We start from the raw sequence: 15,545 nt of genomic DNA, 5'->3' as shown, positions 1-15,545 counted from the left end.
GCGCGAGCGGAAACGGCGATGAAGGCGGCCGGGCCGACCCGCCTGCGGGCTGTCGAACGCTGATTGGGAAACCTGTCCGGGGGCGCGCGAGCGTCTTTCGGCTCGAAACGATGGGCGGCGTCCGGATGTCGGACGCTGCCCATTTTTCTTCCCATGCGCGGCTACCTGTCGGAATGGCCGGCCCGCCGCCGCGTTCGGCGTGAGCCGCACGCTGTCGCGACGCCGGTCATCGATGTCGCGGGTCGTGCCGCGCAACGATCATTTTCGTGAGCCGGCGACGATCGTTTCGGCCGCGCGAATGACCGGGAGATCGACCATGCGGCCGTCCAGGCTGAAGGCCGCGCCGTTGTGGTTCGCGGCTTCGTCGATCACGCGGCGCGCCCACGCCTGCTCGTCTTCCGAATAACCCATCGCGTCGTTCACGCCGGCGACCTGGGCCGGGTGGATGCACAGCTTGCCGCCGAAACCGAACGCGCGTGCGCGCCGGGCATCGGCCGCCAGACGCCCGGCGTCGTCGGTGCGCGTGGTCACGCCGTCGATCGGTGCGGGCAGCCGGGCGCGCCGCGATGCGACCACGAGCGCATTGCGCGCAAAGGCCAGCTCCGGTTCGTCCGGCGTCGCGCGCATCCCCAGGTCGAGCTGGAAATCGAGGTGACCGAACGCGACGCGCACGACCTGCGGGTCGCGCGCCAGCGCGTCGGCCGCATCGAGCCCGGCCAGCGATTCGACCAGCGCCACGAGTTGCGCATGCCCGCCGAGCTGTTGCGCGACGCGGCGCAGCGCGCCCGCGTCTTCGGACTTGGGCAGCATCACGGTCACGCGTTGCCTGGTCCAGTCGCGCAGCAGCGCGATGTCCGGGTCGTGCCACGGCGTGTCGACGGCGTTCACGCGCACGACGGTGCGCGATCGCTGCTCGGGCGTCAGCAGCGGAAGGTGCTGCGCGAGTTGCGCGCGCGCGCTGTCCTTGCTGTCGGGGCCGACCGCATCCTCGAGATCGACGACGATGCAGTCGGCCGCCGAATCCAGTGCCTTGGCAAAGCGCTCGGGCCGGGTGGCCGGCACGAACAGGAGGCTGCGCGCGTGATGGACGGGGGAGAGCGGCATGGACATGGTTCAGATCGCGCCGGCGGCGCGCAATTGTTCGATGTCGGCGTCGGTGCGCCCGAGTTCGCGCAGGATGGCCGCGCTGTGTTCGCCCAGCGCGGGCACCGGATCCATGCGCACGTCGAAGCTGTCGACGGTGGCGGGCGGCAGCAATGCCTGCAGTTCGCCGGCCGGCGAGTCGATGGTGCGAAAGCGCCGGCGTGCATGCAATTGAGGATGCGTCCAGAGATCGCCCACCTGATTGACGGCGGCGTTGGCGATCTGCGCTTCGTCCAGGCGCGCAATCACGTCCTGCGCGGTGAGGGGGGCAAACGCCTGTTCGATCACGGCCTTCAGTTCGGCACGATGCTCCGAGCGGCGCACGTTGGCGTCGAAGCGCGGGTCGGTCGCGAGTTCCGGGTCGAGCAGCACGACGTCGCAGAACGCTTTCCATTCGCGCTCGTTTTGCAGGCCGAGCATCACCACCCGGCCGTCGCCCGCCGTGAACGGGCCGTACGGGTAGATGGTCGCGTGCGCCGCGCCGTTGCGGCCCGGCTGCTGCTGGCCGTCGTATGCGTAGTACATCGGGAAGCCCATCCACTCGGCCAGCGCTTCGAGCATCGAGATTTCCACGTGCGAGCCGGTGCCCGTGACGCCGCGCTGCAGGAGCGCGCTGAGGATGCCCGTGTACGCATACATGCCCGCCGCGATGTCGGCAATCGAATTGCCGGCCTTGCTGGGCTCGTCGGCCGTGCCCGTGATCGACAGGAACGCCGCCTCGCTCTGGATCAGCAGATCGTAGGCTTTCTTGTCGCGGTACGGGCCGTCGGCGCCGTAGCCCGAGATGTCGCAGACGATGAGCCGCGGATGCTTCGCATGCAGCGCGTCGAACGACAGGCCCATGCGTGCGGCCGCGCCGGGCGCGAGGTTCTGCACCAGCACGTCGGCCCGGGCCACGAGCTCGCCCAGTACGTCCTGCGCGGCGGGTTGCTTCAGGTCCAGCGTGAGGCTTTCCTTCGAGCGGTTGGTCCACACGAAGTGCGACGCGAGACCGCGCGTCCGGTGATCGTAGGCGCGCGCGAAATCGCCGACGCCGGGGCGTTCCACCTTGATGACGCGCGCGCCGAGGTCGGCGAGCTGGCGCGTGCAGAACGGCGCGGCGATCGCGTGTTCGAGCGCGACGACGGTCATCCCGCTCAGGGGGCCTTGTTGAGCTTGCATGATTGGGTCGCTATTCCAGTTCAGCGCCGGCCTGCATGGCCAGCTGTCCTTGCGGGCCGCGTGCCCACAGGCGCGCGGCATGACCTTCGAGCGTGCCGTTCACCGTGAACGGCGCGGTGTCGAACAACGGGCTGACGGCCTTGAACTCGAAGCGGCGCACGATCTTGCCGGGGTGCGTACGGCGCAGTTCTTCCATCAGCAGCATCGCGATCAGCGGGCCATGCACCACCAGGCCCGGATAGCCTTCTTCCTGCATCGCGTAGGGCCGGTCGTAGTGGATCCGGTGGCCGTTGAAGGTGAGCGCGGAAAAGCGCATCAGCAGCACCGGATCGGGGGTGACGACGCGCGAATACTGCTCGTCGGCAGGCGCCGGCGCCGGTGCCGGCTGGGGCGCCGGTGCGCCGGCAGCGGCGGGAGGCGGCGCGTCGCGATACACGATGTCCTGTTCTTCGCGGATGGCCACGCCTTCGGCGTCGCCGATTTCGTGCAGCACGGTAACGAAAACCAGCCGGCCGCTGCGGCCTGACTTGCCCTGCACGCTGCGGATCGTGGAGCGGCGCTGCACGGGCGCATCGACGGCCAGCGGGCGCAGGAACCGCAGCCGTCCGCCGGCCCACATGCGGCGCGGCAGCGTGACCGGCGGCAGGAAGCCGCCGCGTTGCGGGTGACCGTCGACGCCGAGGTTCGATTGACGCTCGCCGGGCAGGAAGTACAGCCAGTGCCACAGCGGCGGCAGCGTCGCGGGCAGCGCGGATGCGTCCGCGTGGTCCAGCGTCGCCTGCAGCAGGCGGATGGGCGCCCGGGTAACGTGGTCCGCAATGTGCTCGCTGCGGCCGACCCACGCGTCGAAGGATTCGGGATGCTCGAGACTCATGTCGTTTCGCGCTCGATCATGGAGAGGAATCCTTCCGGAATCAGTAGGAACGGGGGAGTTGCAGCACGTGCTCGGCCACATGTCCGAGGATCATGTTGGTGGAGATGGGCGCGACCTGGTACAGGCGCGTTTCGCGGAATTTGCGCTCCACGTCGTATTCGCATGCAAAGCCGAAGCCGCCGTGTGTCTGCAGGCACGCATTGGCCGCTTCCCAGCTTGCCTTGGCGGCCAGGTACTTGGCCATGTTGGCCTCGACGCCCGCGTTCTGGCGCGCATCGATTTTCTCGCAGGCGCGCCAGCGCATCAGGTTCGCGGCCTCCAGCTCGATGAACGATTCGGCCAGCGGAAACTGGATGCCCTGGTTCTGCCCGATCGGGCGGCCGAACACCTTGCGCTCGCTCGCGTAGTCGCGCGCTTTTTCGAGGAACCAGTAGCCGTCGCCGATGCACTCGGCCGCGATCAGCGTGCGCTCGGCGTTCAGGCCGTCGAAGATGACCTTCAGCCCCTTGCCCTCGGTTCCGAGCAGTGCGTCTTCCGGCAGCTCCAGGTTGTCGAAGAACAGTTCGTTGGTCTCGTGGTTGACCATGTTGGGGATCGGGCGAACCGTGAGGCCGTTGCCGATCGCCTGGTCCAGCTCGACGATGAAGCACGACAGCCCGTCGCTCTTCTTCTGCACCTGGTCCAGCGGCGTGGTGCGCGCGAGCAGGATCAGCAGGTCGCTGTGCTGGACCCGCGAGATCCAGACCTTCTGGCCGTTGACGATCCAGCGGCCGTCCTGCTTCACGGCCGTGGTCCTGAGCCTGGTGGTGTCGCTGCCCGTGGTGGGCTCGGTCACGCCCATCGACTGCACGCGCAGTTCGCCCGACGCGATGCGGGGCAGGTAGCGCTGTTTCTGCGCTTCGGTGCCGCTGAACACGATGGTGTTCATCACGTACATCTGGCCGTGGCATGCGCCCGAATTGCCGCCGGAGCGGTTGATCTCTTCCATGATGACCGACGCCTCGGCCATCGACAGACCCGGGCCGCCGTATTCCTGCGGAATCAATGCGGCCAGCCAGCCGGCCTGGGTGAGGGCCGTGACGAAGGCCTCGGGGTAGCCGCGGGTCTCGTCGATCCTGCGGTGGTATTCGGCCGGAAACTGGTGGCACAGGCTGCGTACCGCGTCGCGGATTTCCTGGTACTGGTCGGGGGCGGAAAAAACGGAGGCGCTCATGAATCCTGTCTCGTCAGCGGCATGGGTTGAGTCCATAATAAGTTTTGATGGATCTCTTAAAAAATAGAATTTTTTGATCGATGGATCAGTTTTTGGCATCGAGGTACCCGTGATGGATCTCAAGCAACTGCGCGCCTTCGTGACCGTGGCCGAAACCGGCAACGTCACCCGCGCGTCCGGCCTGTTGAATCTCGTGCAGCCGGCCGTGTCGCGCCAGTTGCGCCTGCTCGAGGAGGACATGGGCACGGAACTGTTCGACCGCAGCCGTCATGGCATGCAGCTCACGCCGTCGGGCAAGACCATGCTCGAATACGCGCGCCGCATCCTCAACGAGGTGGCGCGGGCCAAGGCCGAGATCCAGCCGACCGACGGGCCGGTGGCGGGCATCGTGAGCATCGGGCTGCTGGCCAGCACGTCGGATCTGCTGGCCACGCGGCTGGCGGGCGAGGTGGCCCGGCGCTACCCGCACATCCGCCTGCGGCTCACGATCGGCTACGCGGGGCACCTGCAGGACTGGCTCGAAGCGGGGGATGTCGATGCCGCGCTGCTGTACGGGCAGAAGGAGACGCCCGCGCTGCATGTCAAGGCGCTGATCGAGGAGAGTTTGTGGGCCGTCGCGGCGCCATCCGCCGGGCTGTCGCGCAAGCGGCCGCTGCCGCTTGCGCGGGTCGCGCGCGAGCCGTTCATCCTGCCGTCCGCGCCGCAGGGCCTGCGCGCCGCGATCGAGCATGCGGCGGCCGAGGCGGGCGTGACGTTGCAGGTCTTCGCCGAAACCAATGCGCTGAGCGTTCAGAAGGAACTGGTCGCACAAGGCCACGGCTGGACGATATTGCCCGCCGTCGGCGTGACGCAGGAGGTCGAGCGCGGTACGCTGAGCGCGGCGCCGCTCGCATCCCCGGGGGTGAAGCGCACGATCGTGCTCGCGGCGCCCAGCAGCCGGCAGGCCACGGCGCCGGTTCGCTGCGTGGTCGGCGTGCTGCTCGACTGCGTGAAGGCCACGTTCGACCAGGGCGACTGGCCCGATGCGCGCTGGCTCGGCTAGCTAGCGCAGCCGTGGCATACCCTGGTCTTGAACCGCCTTCGACCCCGCGGCCGTGCCGTTTTCGATCAGGCCGGCGGCGCGACGGATGCGCCGGAGATGCCGTGCCGCCGCAGCGAATCCGCGACGAAGCCCGACGCCTTCATTTCCTCGACGAATTCGCTCAGCACCGCCGCGGCCGCTTCGCCGCGGCTCTTCGGCACGCCCATCGCCTGCCGGATCACCATGAAGCGCTCGTCGAGCAGGCGCAGGCCGGCCGTGTTCGCCGCGTCGGCTTCGAGCTGCTGCTTCACGCCGGCCGCCACTTCCAGTTGCTGTTCGACGAACGTCGGCACGACGGCCGGCGACGTCGGCGCGCGCACGATCTGCGCGGCCTTCAGTTCGCGCGTGAGGAACAGGTCGTATGCGCTGCCTTGGCCGACGGCCACGCGGTTGCCAGGCTGGTCGACGTCCGCGTTCGTGCGGATCGGCGAAGCGTCGCGCACGAGATAGAAGCCTTCGATCAGCACGTAGGGCGCGGTGAATGCGACCGTTTCGCCGCGCAGCGGATCGACCGCGAAGAAGCCGAAATCGGCGCGCTCGTCGGTCAGCGCCTGCACCGATTTGCCGGCGGCGTCGAACACGACGAGTTCGAGCTCGGCCGACAGGCGCTCGGCGAACGCGCGCGCGAGGTCGATCGACACACCGAACGGTTCGCCGGTCGCCGGGTCGCGGTTCGCGAGGATCGGGTTGCCGAGATTGATCGATGCGCGCAGCTTGCCGGTCGGCGTGAACGCGGCGAGGACGGAAGGGGCGAGGGGCATGGGAGGCTCGTTGCGGTCAGGGTTCGGGAGGGGCGCCGGTGCGCGACGGTGCGACGGCATCGAGCTTATCATCCGGCCGGAATCTTGCCGCTACGACGCCCGCCGGTCAGCCTTGGCCGAGGTCTCCCGCCGCAGGCGCAAGCGCCCAGTCGAGTGCGAAGTCGGCGACTTCCTCCCAGCCTGTCTCGCCGCAGGTGTAGTGGCTGCGGCCGGCGAACAGCCTGTATGCCGAAATGGCCCGCGAGCGCTTCGCGTTCTTCTCGAAATTCTCGCGCTGTACGGCCGGCGGCAGGATGTGGTCGTTGCCGCCGGCGATAAAGAGCAGCGGCGCGCGATCGTCGTTCGCGAAGTTGTAGCGCGTCGCGGCATTCGGGGTGACGTTCGCGAACCCCCCTTGAAACAGGATGCGCCCGGACACCGGCACAGCGTAGCGGTCGTAGACCGGCTTCGATTCCGCGAGGCTCAGGTTGTTCGTGAACGCGTAGTGAAATTCCTGGTGTGCTCCTCATCGTCCAGGCGTTTAATTAGCAGGTGACGCCCGTAGACTTGCGTGACGATCTGCTCATGGCCGAGCAGGCTGCGCAGTTGACGCTGGAGTTCGGCCGCGTAATGTTGGGTGGGTAAAGCTGGCATCGCGTAGCACACGCGATTTCGTCGTCAGTCGCATCTCAAAGCAGCAGCGACGCACATAGCGCCATACCGATCAGGTAGGTGCCGAGTGCGCCGACGAACCGCAAAGGGTTGAATTTTGCCATCGTTGGCCATGCGATCAGTCCGACGACGAGCAAACAGCGGCACACGGTTGCCGCGACGATCAGCGACACTGTCGCCGTCGAAGGCGATCGCGCGCCAAGATAGAGAAACAGCAACGCGAGGAACGGCGCGTATTCGGCCGTGTTGGCATGAGCCCGGACGAGCTTGTGTAGCCGGTTCGCGGGGTCCGGCTCGCAGCCTGAGCCGGTGCCTTCGCGGAAACGTATCACCGAGATGGACAATCCGAGGCCGAACAGTAGTAGCCCTAGAACTACCACGCATGCGAGAGCAATGTTGTCCATTTGAACGAGCCTCCTTGGCAGGGCATCAACGAACGCCGGTTTGGTAGGGTAAAGCTGGCATGACGGTCTGTCGATTTCCTCCGGTCGCAGCGAATCGGCGAGCGGTTGTTGTCTGTTGAAAGTTGTCGAAGCTGTCGTGCGGGCGACGCACGCGGAACGCCGTAAATTTCGATGCGTTACCGCGAATTCATTGCGCGCGACCTATACTTTCAAAACCATTTCGTCCGCGATAAGGAGGCGCGATCGTGCCCTATGTACCTCGCGCGGCATCCCGCGCGCTCATCCACGCAAGACCCATCACTACTGTCGTATGAAGAGGACATCATGACGCGCAAATACATCGATTGCCGGGAATTCCCGAGCGAAATGAATTGTTCTGTTGCGCTATCCGCGGATTCCGAAAACGAGTTGCTTGAGGCGGCCGTGCAGCATGCGGTCACGGTTCACAACCATGCCGATTCGCCGGAGCTGCGCTCACAGCTGAAAACGCTATTTCATGACGGCACACCACCCGTTGAAGCGCCGCGTCACGCGTAACGCTTGCGCGACAAATTGAAGAGCAGCGACCGCCTCACGATGGCCATCTGCCGACAACGTATTTGCGTTGGCCGTAGCTGCACATCTTGCCGAAAGCTTCTTCTGCATGTGGTCCGGTGGGGCGGCTACGGAAGTTCGGCTATCGTGTGAATACCTCGCTGCCGGGCCGAACTCGTACTTCCGCGTTCGGCCACAATCGGCCATTTGCTAGCGTTTCGCACCGACGTTTGAACGTCGGCACCGCCCGGACAACGGACCTTCGTGCTCAGACGGCGCTCGCTGCGCCGTCGCCCCGGGGTGAAAGATCACTTTTTACCCCGAGCATCGCAAACTGTACATGTTCGCCAGCGTAGCGGGTTGATATCGTATTCAACGAATACCACTGCAAACCGCTGGCTAACTTCCTCTGTTGAACAGGCGCACATTTCATGAAACTGTCGATCTATCAGATTGACGCATTTACGGATCAGGTATTTAAGGGCAACTACGCTGCCGTAGTGCCCCTCGAACGCTGGTTGCCCGACAGTTTGATGCAGGCAATCGCCGCTGAGAACAATCTGTCCGAAACAGCATTCTTCGTGAAAAATGCCGACGGCGCATTCGCCATCCGCTGGTTTTCGCCGCTGACCGAAATCGCATTTTGTGGACATGCCACACTGGCAAGTGCATATGCGATATTTAAGCGATGTGATGATTTGGAAGTGATCGAGTTTGTTGCGAAATCGGTTGGTCGGCTTACCGTTCGCCATAAGCATGACGGCCTAATCGAAATGAGCTTCCCGCAGCGCCGACCTGAAAGATTGAACGAAATACCCGCAAACTTGCTACAGGGGCTTTCGATACAGCCTCAAGAAGTGCTGATAAACCAGCAAGCCTATGTTGCCATTTACGGAACAGAACAAGAGGTACGATCTGTCGTGCCCGCACTCAATCTACTGTCGGCACTTGGTCCGCTCGATGTCGTCGTGACAGCACGCGGCGATAACCATGATTTTGTTTCCCGCTACTTTTGGCCTGCCAATGGCGGCGATGAAGACCCAGTGACCGGGTCGATTCACGCGGCGCTTGCGCCATTATGGTCCGAGCGTTTGGGCAGGTCAGAACTCGTGGCCATGCAGGTGTCACGTCGAAGCGGGTTACTTCACTGCCGCGTACAAGACGACCGGGTGTATATCTCTGGTCAGGCTGTTCAATATCTCGAAGGGACTATCGAAATCCCGGAAGCGTAGAGGTGACCGCCCTCGGAAGCGGCCGTTGAAGTCACGCCAGGTCGAAGGGCGGAAGTGGGGCGCTTTGGTGCGCTGGCTGTCGGCCCGGGTTCGGCCATGAAGCGACATTCACTGCGCTATCCAGAATGGCCGTTAGTCGGCTCTGAGGAGCCGATCGCACTCCGCTGAAAGAGTAACGAAATTGCACCGCAGGGAGAGAAGGTACAACCCAGCGTGCGCTCCGATCTCACACTTGACTGCAACGTCCCAGTTGACAACTGCATTACAGAAATCCAATACTTCCTTTTCCTCAGACGTTGTCGACGCGATATTGCCGGGTAATCAATGCGCAGCAGGCGGACGCGAGTCGCCTTCGCAGCGAGCGTCGGCGTTGAGCAATCTGTAATCACCAACACAGCGAGAGGAATTGCCATGCGCCGCCCTATTTGCGTCGTTCTGACCTGTCTCGCCGCAGCAGCGACGCTCCTCGTCGATCCGGCCGGATCGCTAGCCTGCACACGCGTCGTCTATCTCGGCAACAACGACGACGTTATCACCGCCCGATCGATGGACTGGAGACTCGACGTCGCCACCAATCTTTACATCCTGCCGCGTGGCATCGCCCGCACCGGTGAATCCGGTCCGAACTCTCTTAAATGGACCGCCAAATACGGTAGCGTCGTGGCGACTGGTTATGACGTCTCCACCACCGATGGCATGAACGAAAAGGGGCTAGCCGCTGAACTGCTCTGGCTCGCCGAGTCGCAATATCCCCCCTTCGACAAAAACTCGAAACCGGGACTCACCATCGCCGCATGGGCGCAGTACGTGCTGGACAATTTTGCGACCGTCGCGGAAGCCGTAGCTGCGCTTGAGAAAGAGCCGTTCACAATCGTGACTGACAACGTCCCCGGAGAACAGCGCCTCACCACACTGCACCTCGCCATGTCAGACGCGACTGGCGACAGCGCCATCGTCGAGTACATCGGCGGAAAGCAGATCATCCATCATGGTCGGCAGTATCAGGTCATGACCAACTCACCGACCTTCGACGAGCAGCTTGCACTGAACGAATATTGGAAGCAGATAGGCGGCACCGTCTGGCTGCCTGGCACCAATCGCTCTGCTGACCGGTTCGCGCGCGCCTCGTTCTACGTCAACGCTATCCCCAAGAGCGAAGACCCCGCCATTGCACTTGCCAGCGTTTTCAGCGTGATCCGTAACGTGTCGGTGCCGTTCGGGATCACCACCCCGGGCGAGCCGAATATATCGTCCACACGCTGGCGCACTGTTGCCGATCACAAGCGCATGCTTTACTTCTTCGAATCGGCCGTCACGCCGAGTACTTTCTGGGTCGATCTCAACAAGGTCGACTTCTCCGCCGGCGCACCTGTCAAACGTCTCGACCTCGGCAAGGATCAGCGCAATTCATTCGGCGGCGAAGTCTCGAAGGACTTTCAACGCGCACCCGCGTTTCCCTTCCTCGGCCCCGACGCGAGCAAGTCCCGCTGAGGCGGGGCGTCACGGCTTCATCGTGGACGCATTCTGTAAGTGCCATGACTCGTTCCGGCCGGATGCCTGTCGCCAGCACGTTACATCTCGCAGAGGTATCGCCAGCGCTGAGTCGGCAACTTGGCCCTGTGGCACCCTTTGGGTTCCGTTGGCGGGTAGCCTCTGGAAACGGACATTGAGAGTGGAGGCAACCAACGGCTGCTCAGGGTCGGCAACGGTCTATCGGAAACGGGGTGGCGTAGGTCTTGGCGTAGGTTTGTGCGCTGAGCCCTGTCAGGGAAGGCGCAGGTACTGCTGCATCATTGGGGTGACGTTGGCAGGTGCTGCGGTGGGTTGGGTGCTCACGTGACCGGGAAAAAGTTGCTTTGGCTGCCAGCGTTTGCCAGCGGCCTTGGCGTGCAACCGGGCAGTTCGCGTCCCGGTCATTTGCCAGCGGTCACGACCGCTGGCTGATGGCCATAACGGACATTCGTGCGGGTTATCGAAGGGACGTTTCTACTTCGCCGCCGGGCGTATGCGGTCGATATCGCGTCCTACCCGGCGCGCTCAGTCCACGATCTCTTTACCGGAGGCATCCTTGATTTTCGCCTTCCATTGCTTGCGAATTTCGGACACAACCGGATCTGGAAGCGAGATGTAGTCGAGATCCGTAGCGGCCTGGTTGCCGTTGCGGAATGCCCAGTCGAAGAACTTCAGCGTTTCCTTGGCTTGTTCCGGTTTCTCCTGCTTCGCGTGCAGCAGCACGAACGTCGCGCCGACGACCGGCCATGCTTCCTTGCCCGGCTGGTTCGTCAGGATCTGGTAGAACGACTTCGACCAGTTCGCGCCGGCAGCAGCGGCCTTGAACGTTTCCGTCTTCGGCTCGACCACCGTGCCCGTCGAGTTCTTCAGGGCCGTGTAGATCATGTTGTTCTTCTTCGCGTACGCCCACTCGACGTAGCCGACTGCGCCCGGCAGACGCTGCACGAAGGCCGCGACGCCGTCGTTGCCCTTGCCGCCCGTGCCCGTCGGCCAGTTGACCGCCGTGCCTTCGCCGATCTTCGACTTCCACTCGTCGTTGACCTTCGACAGGTAGTTCGTCCAGATGAAGCTCGTGCCCGAGCCGTCAGCGCGGCGGACGACGGCGATGTCCGTGTCCGGCAGCTTGACCTTCGGGTTCAGCGCGGCGATCGCCGGATCGTTCCACTTCTTGATCTTGCCGAGGTAGATGTCGCCGAGCACCGGGCCCGACAGCGTCAGCTCGCCCGGCTTCACGCCCGGCACGTTGACGACCGGCACCACGCCGCCGACCACCGTCGGGAACTGGAACAGGCCGTCCTTCGCGAGTTCGTCATCCTTCAGCGGAGCGTCCGAACCGGCAAAATCGACCGTCTTCGCGTTGATCTGCTTCAGGCCGCCCGACGAACCGATGCCCTGATAGTTGACCTTGCCGCCGCCCGCCTTCTTATACGCATCTGCCCATTTCGTGTAAATCGGTGCTGCAAAAGTGCTGCCTGCGCCGGTGACATCGGCGGCTTGAGCCGCGATGGCAGCAAGAGCCAGGGTGCAGGGAACCAAGATCCGGATGTTCATGTAACACCTCCTGTCTGCTGTCTACTGTCTACTGTCGGCATGTTGGCCGCACGCTAGCTCCGCTCTAGAAGTCTGACTTGTCGAGTTGGATGTGCCGGCCGTCTTTCGGCAAGGCATGTCGGTTGACCGCGACAGTGATCTTCTCGCGATTGCTTTCAAATGCAGTGAGCAATTGCGTGGGTGCCGCAGTCTCTGCACCGAGCTTTTCTCGAATGACGTCCGCCGGGAGCTTGATTGCAACGTACCCCCAGCCAGCGCCATAGGCAGAGAACGACAGGCTTAGATCGTCGCCGACGATCGGGTAGGTCAGACAAGTGGCGGAGTCCGTCATGGTGCGCGGTAGGTGGTCTCGCATCGAAGGGTGATAGGAGTATTGCATCTGGCTTTGAAAACTCAAGCTGAATGCAACTGCTCGATGCGCCAGGTTCAGTTATCGCCACCTGCCGCTATGGAGGCCAACGCTCGATCGCCGTCGCGTTGGGCCGTGTCTTCAGCGGAAAAGAGGTGCTCACTGAATGCGATCAGTTTGAAGCCGTATCCACCGAAGACGATCTGCGGATATCAACCGTGACCGTGGCCTCACCCTACGCGTTGGCATCTCCTGTCACCGGGTCCCGAACGTCTCTCGGCCGAAGAATTTTCTCAACGAGGCGTGCCGACGTCTCGCGACTCAGCAGCCTTTGCAAATTGGCAAGCAGCCGGTTCTGCGTCCCGACAATCCGATGGCTCCGGTTGCGATCCAGCGCCCACAATGCATCCTGCACCACACTCTCGACAGGCATCGGCGTGCCGACAGCCGCCTCCTTCGCGCCAACGACATCGAAAAAGGCGGTTTGCGTCGCGCCGGGACATAGCGCGACGACCCGGATGCCGCGTTGCCGGTTCTCAGCCCAAACGGCTTCTGAAAATGACAAAAGAAAGGCCTTGGTTGCGCCGTAGACGGCCATATAGGGATCGGGTTGGAATGCGGCTGTCGACGCGACGTTGATGACCGCACCATCGGATCGCGCCTGCATCCCCGGCAGCAGCAGATGAGTCAGCTCGATGGCGGCCATGCAGTTCACCAGCACTTCATCGCGTTGGCGCGTCCATGGAATCGTTTCGAAGCGCCCGTAAGCCGCAAAGCCCGCATTGTTGACGAGGATATCGACAACCGTGCCGCTAGCTTTCAGGTGATGACCGATCGTGTGGATGGCGTCAGTTGCGCGCAAGTCGACCGTCAGGAAATCGGCGTCACACACATAGTCGCGTCGCAGTTCTGCAGTCAGATCGCGCAGCTTGTCGTGAGAGCGGGCGACCAGCAGAAGTTTCGCACCACGTCCGGCCAACGCATAGGCGAACGCGCGCCCGATACCCGACGATGCACCCGTGACAAGTGCTGTTTTTCCGACAAAATCGAAACGATTTCTCATAGCCCGCTGATGGAGTGGAAGGTGAGTCGGACTGTAAACCATTGACTAAAGGCAACGGTCAAGCCTTAATGACGGCCCACGACATTGAATGGAGGCGGCATGCGCATCGGCGAACTATGCAGGCGAGCGGGCGTTTCGCACGACACCGTGCGCTACTACGAGCGGATCGGGCTGCTGGACAAGGCAACACAACCTCACGCGACCAATACGTACAAGCGCTATTCCGAACGCTCGTTACAGCGGATACGGCTGATCGTCCACGCGAAGGCGTTGGGCTTCACCCTCGCGGAAATCGGCGATGTCATTCATGTATGGGATAGTCCGACGTTCGGTGTCGCGCAAAAGGTCGCGTGCCTGCAAGCGAAGCTCACGGAACTCGACGAAAAGAGCCACGCGCTGACCACGCTGCGTGCAGGGCTGCTGAATGCGCTGGACAAAGTCGGTAGCGATTGTGTCGAAGGACAAATCGCGTGGTGAGGCGCTGTTGGTGAAAGCGACAAGCCGCCTCAAGCAAGCGCGTCAATGGCCGCTTTTGCGACTGCCGCGCCACCGGTCGACAGGCGCGCTGCCGATCGGCGGTGCGTGATGACCCAGCAGCCCAGGCAGGTTCAATCGATTCCTTACGCCTTTTCGTGGTCCGGGGTCTGCTCTTCGAACAATTTGCGCGCGAGTGCTCGAGCGGCGTAACGCGCTTCTATGTCCGTTGCGAAATCCCTGTCGGTATCGTGTTTCTGGTAGGCGCCTGGCCCTTCCCCGATGCGGTGCAGGTGGACGATTCCGCGATAGCGCCCGGACATCGTCTTCATCACTCGAAGGCGTGCCACATGCGTGAGCGTTTTACACACTTCGTCGTCCACGGTGCTTTCCTTGCCAAGACCCGAGGTGAGACTTTCCGCAGCCGACCGCGCACGCTTGCTCATCCCTGCGAGATTCGCCTGCAGCAAATTTCGGCAAGGCAGTGCTTTCTCCGACTACGCGCAGATCTCAATGTTTGCGATGCATCCACCCCATGTGATGGGAATCCAACCACTGAGTCATTCCCTCGCCCGGATGTTCGCTCCGGTAACGGCGGGCCAGCGAGATTGCAACAACTGCAACCACAATAATGCCCACTATCCAACCGATCATTGACTGAGTCATGGCAGCCTCCTTGAGGAACGCACCATGACTGCATTTTAGTCGCCTGAGGGGAAGGGCTCTCAATTCCTGCACGCCATAGGCCTTGGGGGACGGAATCCTTGCAACATGCAGCGATTGTTGGTGGGGTCGAAGGCTGCTTTCGCGCTTCTCCAGGCGGACTTCGATTCGACCTTGTTGGTGGCGAAAGCCGGACGTCTAGCGCACGACATCACCGGGTGCGCCGTCAAAGCGGACGCGCGCGGCATGGATGTCGGCATAGCGACGGTCGGCCCAATCGATGAGGGCCGCCATCGGGTCCAGCAGGGATTGGCCCAGCGGGGAAAGGGCATATTCAACGCTCGGCGGCTTGGTCGGAAAGACCTGGCGGGTGATCAGTCCGTCGCGCTCCAAATCGCGGAGGGTCTGGGTGAGCATTCGCTTGGAGATGTCGCGGATTGCGCGGTGAAGCTCGCTGAAGCGCTGGGGTCGCGTCGCGAGGGTCATGATCATAAGAATGCTCCATTTGTCGCCGATGCAGTCGAGCACGTCGCGCACCGGGCAGTGCACGGGCCCTGCCGACTGGGCGTCGTCCGACCGGTATCGGCTGAAACGCTCGATCGCGCTTGCTGCGGAGTTCTGGACTGGCTACAAAGCGGACCGATTCCTACTGCCTTCTCGAAGATGCACAGGGAGTTTTTCGGTAACTCAGATGAGACTGGTGTCCGCCAGTAACGGCCGCCCCTCCAAAGGGCGAGCGTAGCTGTCCCGGCGCGGCCTTGTCAGATAACGCGCAGGTACTGCCGCATCATTGGTGCGACGTTTGCCGGTACGACAGTGGGTTGCGAGCTCACGTGACCGGTACGAAAGCGTTGGTTGCCGGCGATGCCGCACGTGCCA

Annotated in this window: 18 protein-coding genes; 5 read left to right on the top strand and 13 right to left on the bottom strand. The window is 63.1% G+C overall.

Annotation, left to right across the window (positions count from 1 at the left end):
• Positions 1-258: 258 nt before the first annotated feature.
• From BFF94_RS15235 to BFF94_RS15220, 4 genes are read right to left on the bottom strand one after another with little or no spacing between them, the layout of a single operon-like run.
• Complete coding sequence (locus BFF94_RS15235; protein WP_128851201.1) at positions 259-1,104, bottom strand: HpcH/HpaI aldolase/citrate lyase family protein; 846 nt, start codon at positions 1,102-1,104, stop codon at positions 259-261.
• A 9-nt stretch (positions 1,105-1,113) separates the two neighbouring features.
• On the bottom strand, positions 1,114-2,304 hold the full coding sequence (locus BFF94_RS15230; RefSeq protein WP_128851204.1) for a CaiB/BaiF CoA transferase family protein: 1,191 nt from the start codon (positions 2,302-2,304) through the stop codon (positions 1,114-1,116).
• A gap of 10 nt (positions 2,305-2,314) precedes the next feature.
• Positions 2,315-3,178 (bottom strand): HTD2 family dehydratase, encoded by an 864-nt coding sequence (locus tag BFF94_RS15225; RefSeq protein ID WP_128851207.1) that lies wholly within the window; start codon positions 3,176-3,178, stop codon positions 2,315-2,317.
• A gap of 40 nt (positions 3,179-3,218) precedes the next feature.
• Positions 3,219-4,391 carry an acyl-CoA dehydrogenase family protein gene (locus BFF94_RS15220; protein ID WP_128851210.1) on the bottom strand — a complete coding sequence of 391 codons (1,173 nt, stop codon included), beginning with the start codon at positions 4,389-4,391 and terminating at the stop codon, positions 3,219-3,221.
• A 112-nt stretch (positions 4,392-4,503) separates the two neighbouring features.
• On the opposite strand from BFF94_RS15220, the gene BFF94_RS15215 reads away from it, so the two are divergent.
• The gene (locus BFF94_RS15215) at positions 4,504-5,433 is read left to right on the top strand and encodes a LysR family transcriptional regulator (RefSeq protein WP_128851213.1); all 930 of its coding nucleotides are present in this window, start codon (positions 4,504-4,506) and stop codon (positions 5,431-5,433) included.
• A gap of 65 nt (positions 5,434-5,498) precedes the next feature.
• Here BFF94_RS15215 and BFF94_RS15210 read toward each other — a convergent pair whose 3' ends face one another.
• The 3 genes from BFF94_RS15210 to BFF94_RS15200 all read right to left on the bottom strand — a co-directional run bounded on the left by BFF94_RS15210 (position 5,499) and on the right by BFF94_RS15200 (position 7,288).
• Positions 5,499-6,233, bottom strand: a complete 735-nt coding sequence (locus BFF94_RS15210) for an ABC transporter substrate-binding protein (protein ID WP_128851216.1) — start codon at positions 6,231-6,233, stop codon at positions 5,499-5,501.
• Positions 6,234-6,339: 106 nt separating this feature from the next.
• Entirely contained in the window at positions 6,340-6,651 is a 312-nt protein-coding gene (locus BFF94_RS15205; RefSeq protein ID WP_128851218.1) for an alpha/beta fold hydrolase, read from the bottom strand.
• A 250-nt stretch (positions 6,652-6,901) separates the two neighbouring features.
• Positions 6,902-7,288 carry an MAPEG family protein gene (locus BFF94_RS15200; protein ID WP_128851224.1) on the bottom strand — a complete coding sequence of 129 codons (387 nt, stop codon included), beginning with the start codon at positions 7,286-7,288 and terminating at the stop codon, positions 6,902-6,904.
• Between the two features lie 324 nt (positions 7,289-7,612).
• Between BFF94_RS15200 and BFF94_RS15195 the strand changes: the two genes are divergently transcribed.
• The 3 genes from BFF94_RS15195 to BFF94_RS15185 all read left to right on the top strand — a co-directional run bounded on the left by BFF94_RS15195 (position 7,613) and on the right by BFF94_RS15185 (position 10,545).
• Positions 7,613-7,825 (top strand): DUF1059 domain-containing protein, encoded by a 213-nt coding sequence (locus BFF94_RS15195; RefSeq protein WP_128851232.1) that lies wholly within the window; start codon positions 7,613-7,615, stop codon positions 7,823-7,825.
• A gap of 428 nt (positions 7,826-8,253) precedes the next feature.
• A complete protein-coding gene (locus tag BFF94_RS15190) occupies positions 8,254-9,054 on the top strand; it encodes a PhzF family phenazine biosynthesis protein (protein WP_128851227.1) in 801 nt (266 codons plus the stop codon).
• Between the two features lie 411 nt (positions 9,055-9,465).
• Positions 9,466-10,545: a linear amide C-N hydrolase gene (locus BFF94_RS15185; RefSeq protein ID WP_128851229.1), complete on the top strand. Its 1,080-nt coding sequence runs from the start codon at positions 9,466-9,468 to the stop codon at positions 10,543-10,545.
• A 546-nt stretch (positions 10,546-11,091) separates the two neighbouring features.
• On the opposite strand, the gene pstS is transcribed toward BFF94_RS15185, so the two are convergent.
• The 3 genes from pstS to BFF94_RS15170 form a co-directional block, all read right to left on the bottom strand.
• Positions 11,092-12,117, bottom strand: a complete 1,026-nt coding sequence (pstS, locus tag BFF94_RS15180) for a phosphate ABC transporter substrate-binding protein PstS (RefSeq protein ID WP_219139508.1) — start codon at positions 12,115-12,117, stop codon at positions 11,092-11,094.
• A 64-nt stretch (positions 12,118-12,181) separates the two neighbouring features.
• The gene (locus BFF94_RS15175) at positions 12,182-12,448 is read right to left on the bottom strand and encodes a hypothetical protein (RefSeq protein ID WP_128841707.1); all 267 of its coding nucleotides are present in this window, start codon (positions 12,446-12,448) and stop codon (positions 12,182-12,184) included.
• A 253-nt stretch (positions 12,449-12,701) separates the two neighbouring features.
• A complete protein-coding gene (locus tag BFF94_RS15170) occupies positions 12,702-13,529 on the bottom strand; it encodes an SDR family NAD(P)-dependent oxidoreductase (RefSeq protein WP_128841708.1) in 828 nt (275 codons plus the stop codon).
• Positions 13,530-13,628: 99 nt separating this feature from the next.
• Here BFF94_RS15170 and BFF94_RS15165 point away from each other — a divergent pair, with 99 nt between their 5' ends.
• Positions 13,629-14,006 (top strand): heavy metal-responsive transcriptional regulator, encoded by a 378-nt coding sequence (locus BFF94_RS15165; protein WP_128841709.1) that lies wholly within the window; start codon positions 13,629-13,631, stop codon positions 14,004-14,006.
• A gap of 143 nt (positions 14,007-14,149) precedes the next feature.
• Here the strand turns inward: BFF94_RS15165 and BFF94_RS15160 are convergent, their stop codons facing one another.
• From BFF94_RS15160 to BFF94_RS15150, 3 genes are all read right to left on the bottom strand, one after another.
• Entirely contained in the window at positions 14,150-14,386 is a 237-nt protein-coding gene (locus tag BFF94_RS15160; protein ID WP_246637319.1) for a hypothetical protein, read from the bottom strand.
• A 127-nt stretch (positions 14,387-14,513) separates the two neighbouring features.
• Entirely contained in the window at positions 14,514-14,669 is a 156-nt protein-coding gene (locus BFF94_RS15155) for a hypothetical protein (protein ID WP_164497715.1), read from the bottom strand.
• Positions 14,670-14,864: 195 nt separating this feature from the next.
• Positions 14,865-15,194, bottom strand: coding sequence for a winged helix-turn-helix transcriptional regulator (locus tag BFF94_RS15150; protein WP_281426137.1), 330 nt, complete (start codon positions 15,192-15,194; stop codon positions 14,865-14,867).
• Positions 15,195-15,545: the final 351 nt, after the last annotated feature.

Source organism: Burkholderia catarinensis, from assembly GCF_001883705.2.
GTDB lineage: Bacteria > Pseudomonadota > Gammaproteobacteria > Burkholderiales > Burkholderiaceae > Burkholderia > Burkholderia catarinensis.
The sequence above is the reverse complement of the archived record's forward strand: the minus strand, read 5'-3'. Positions and strand labels throughout refer to the sequence as shown.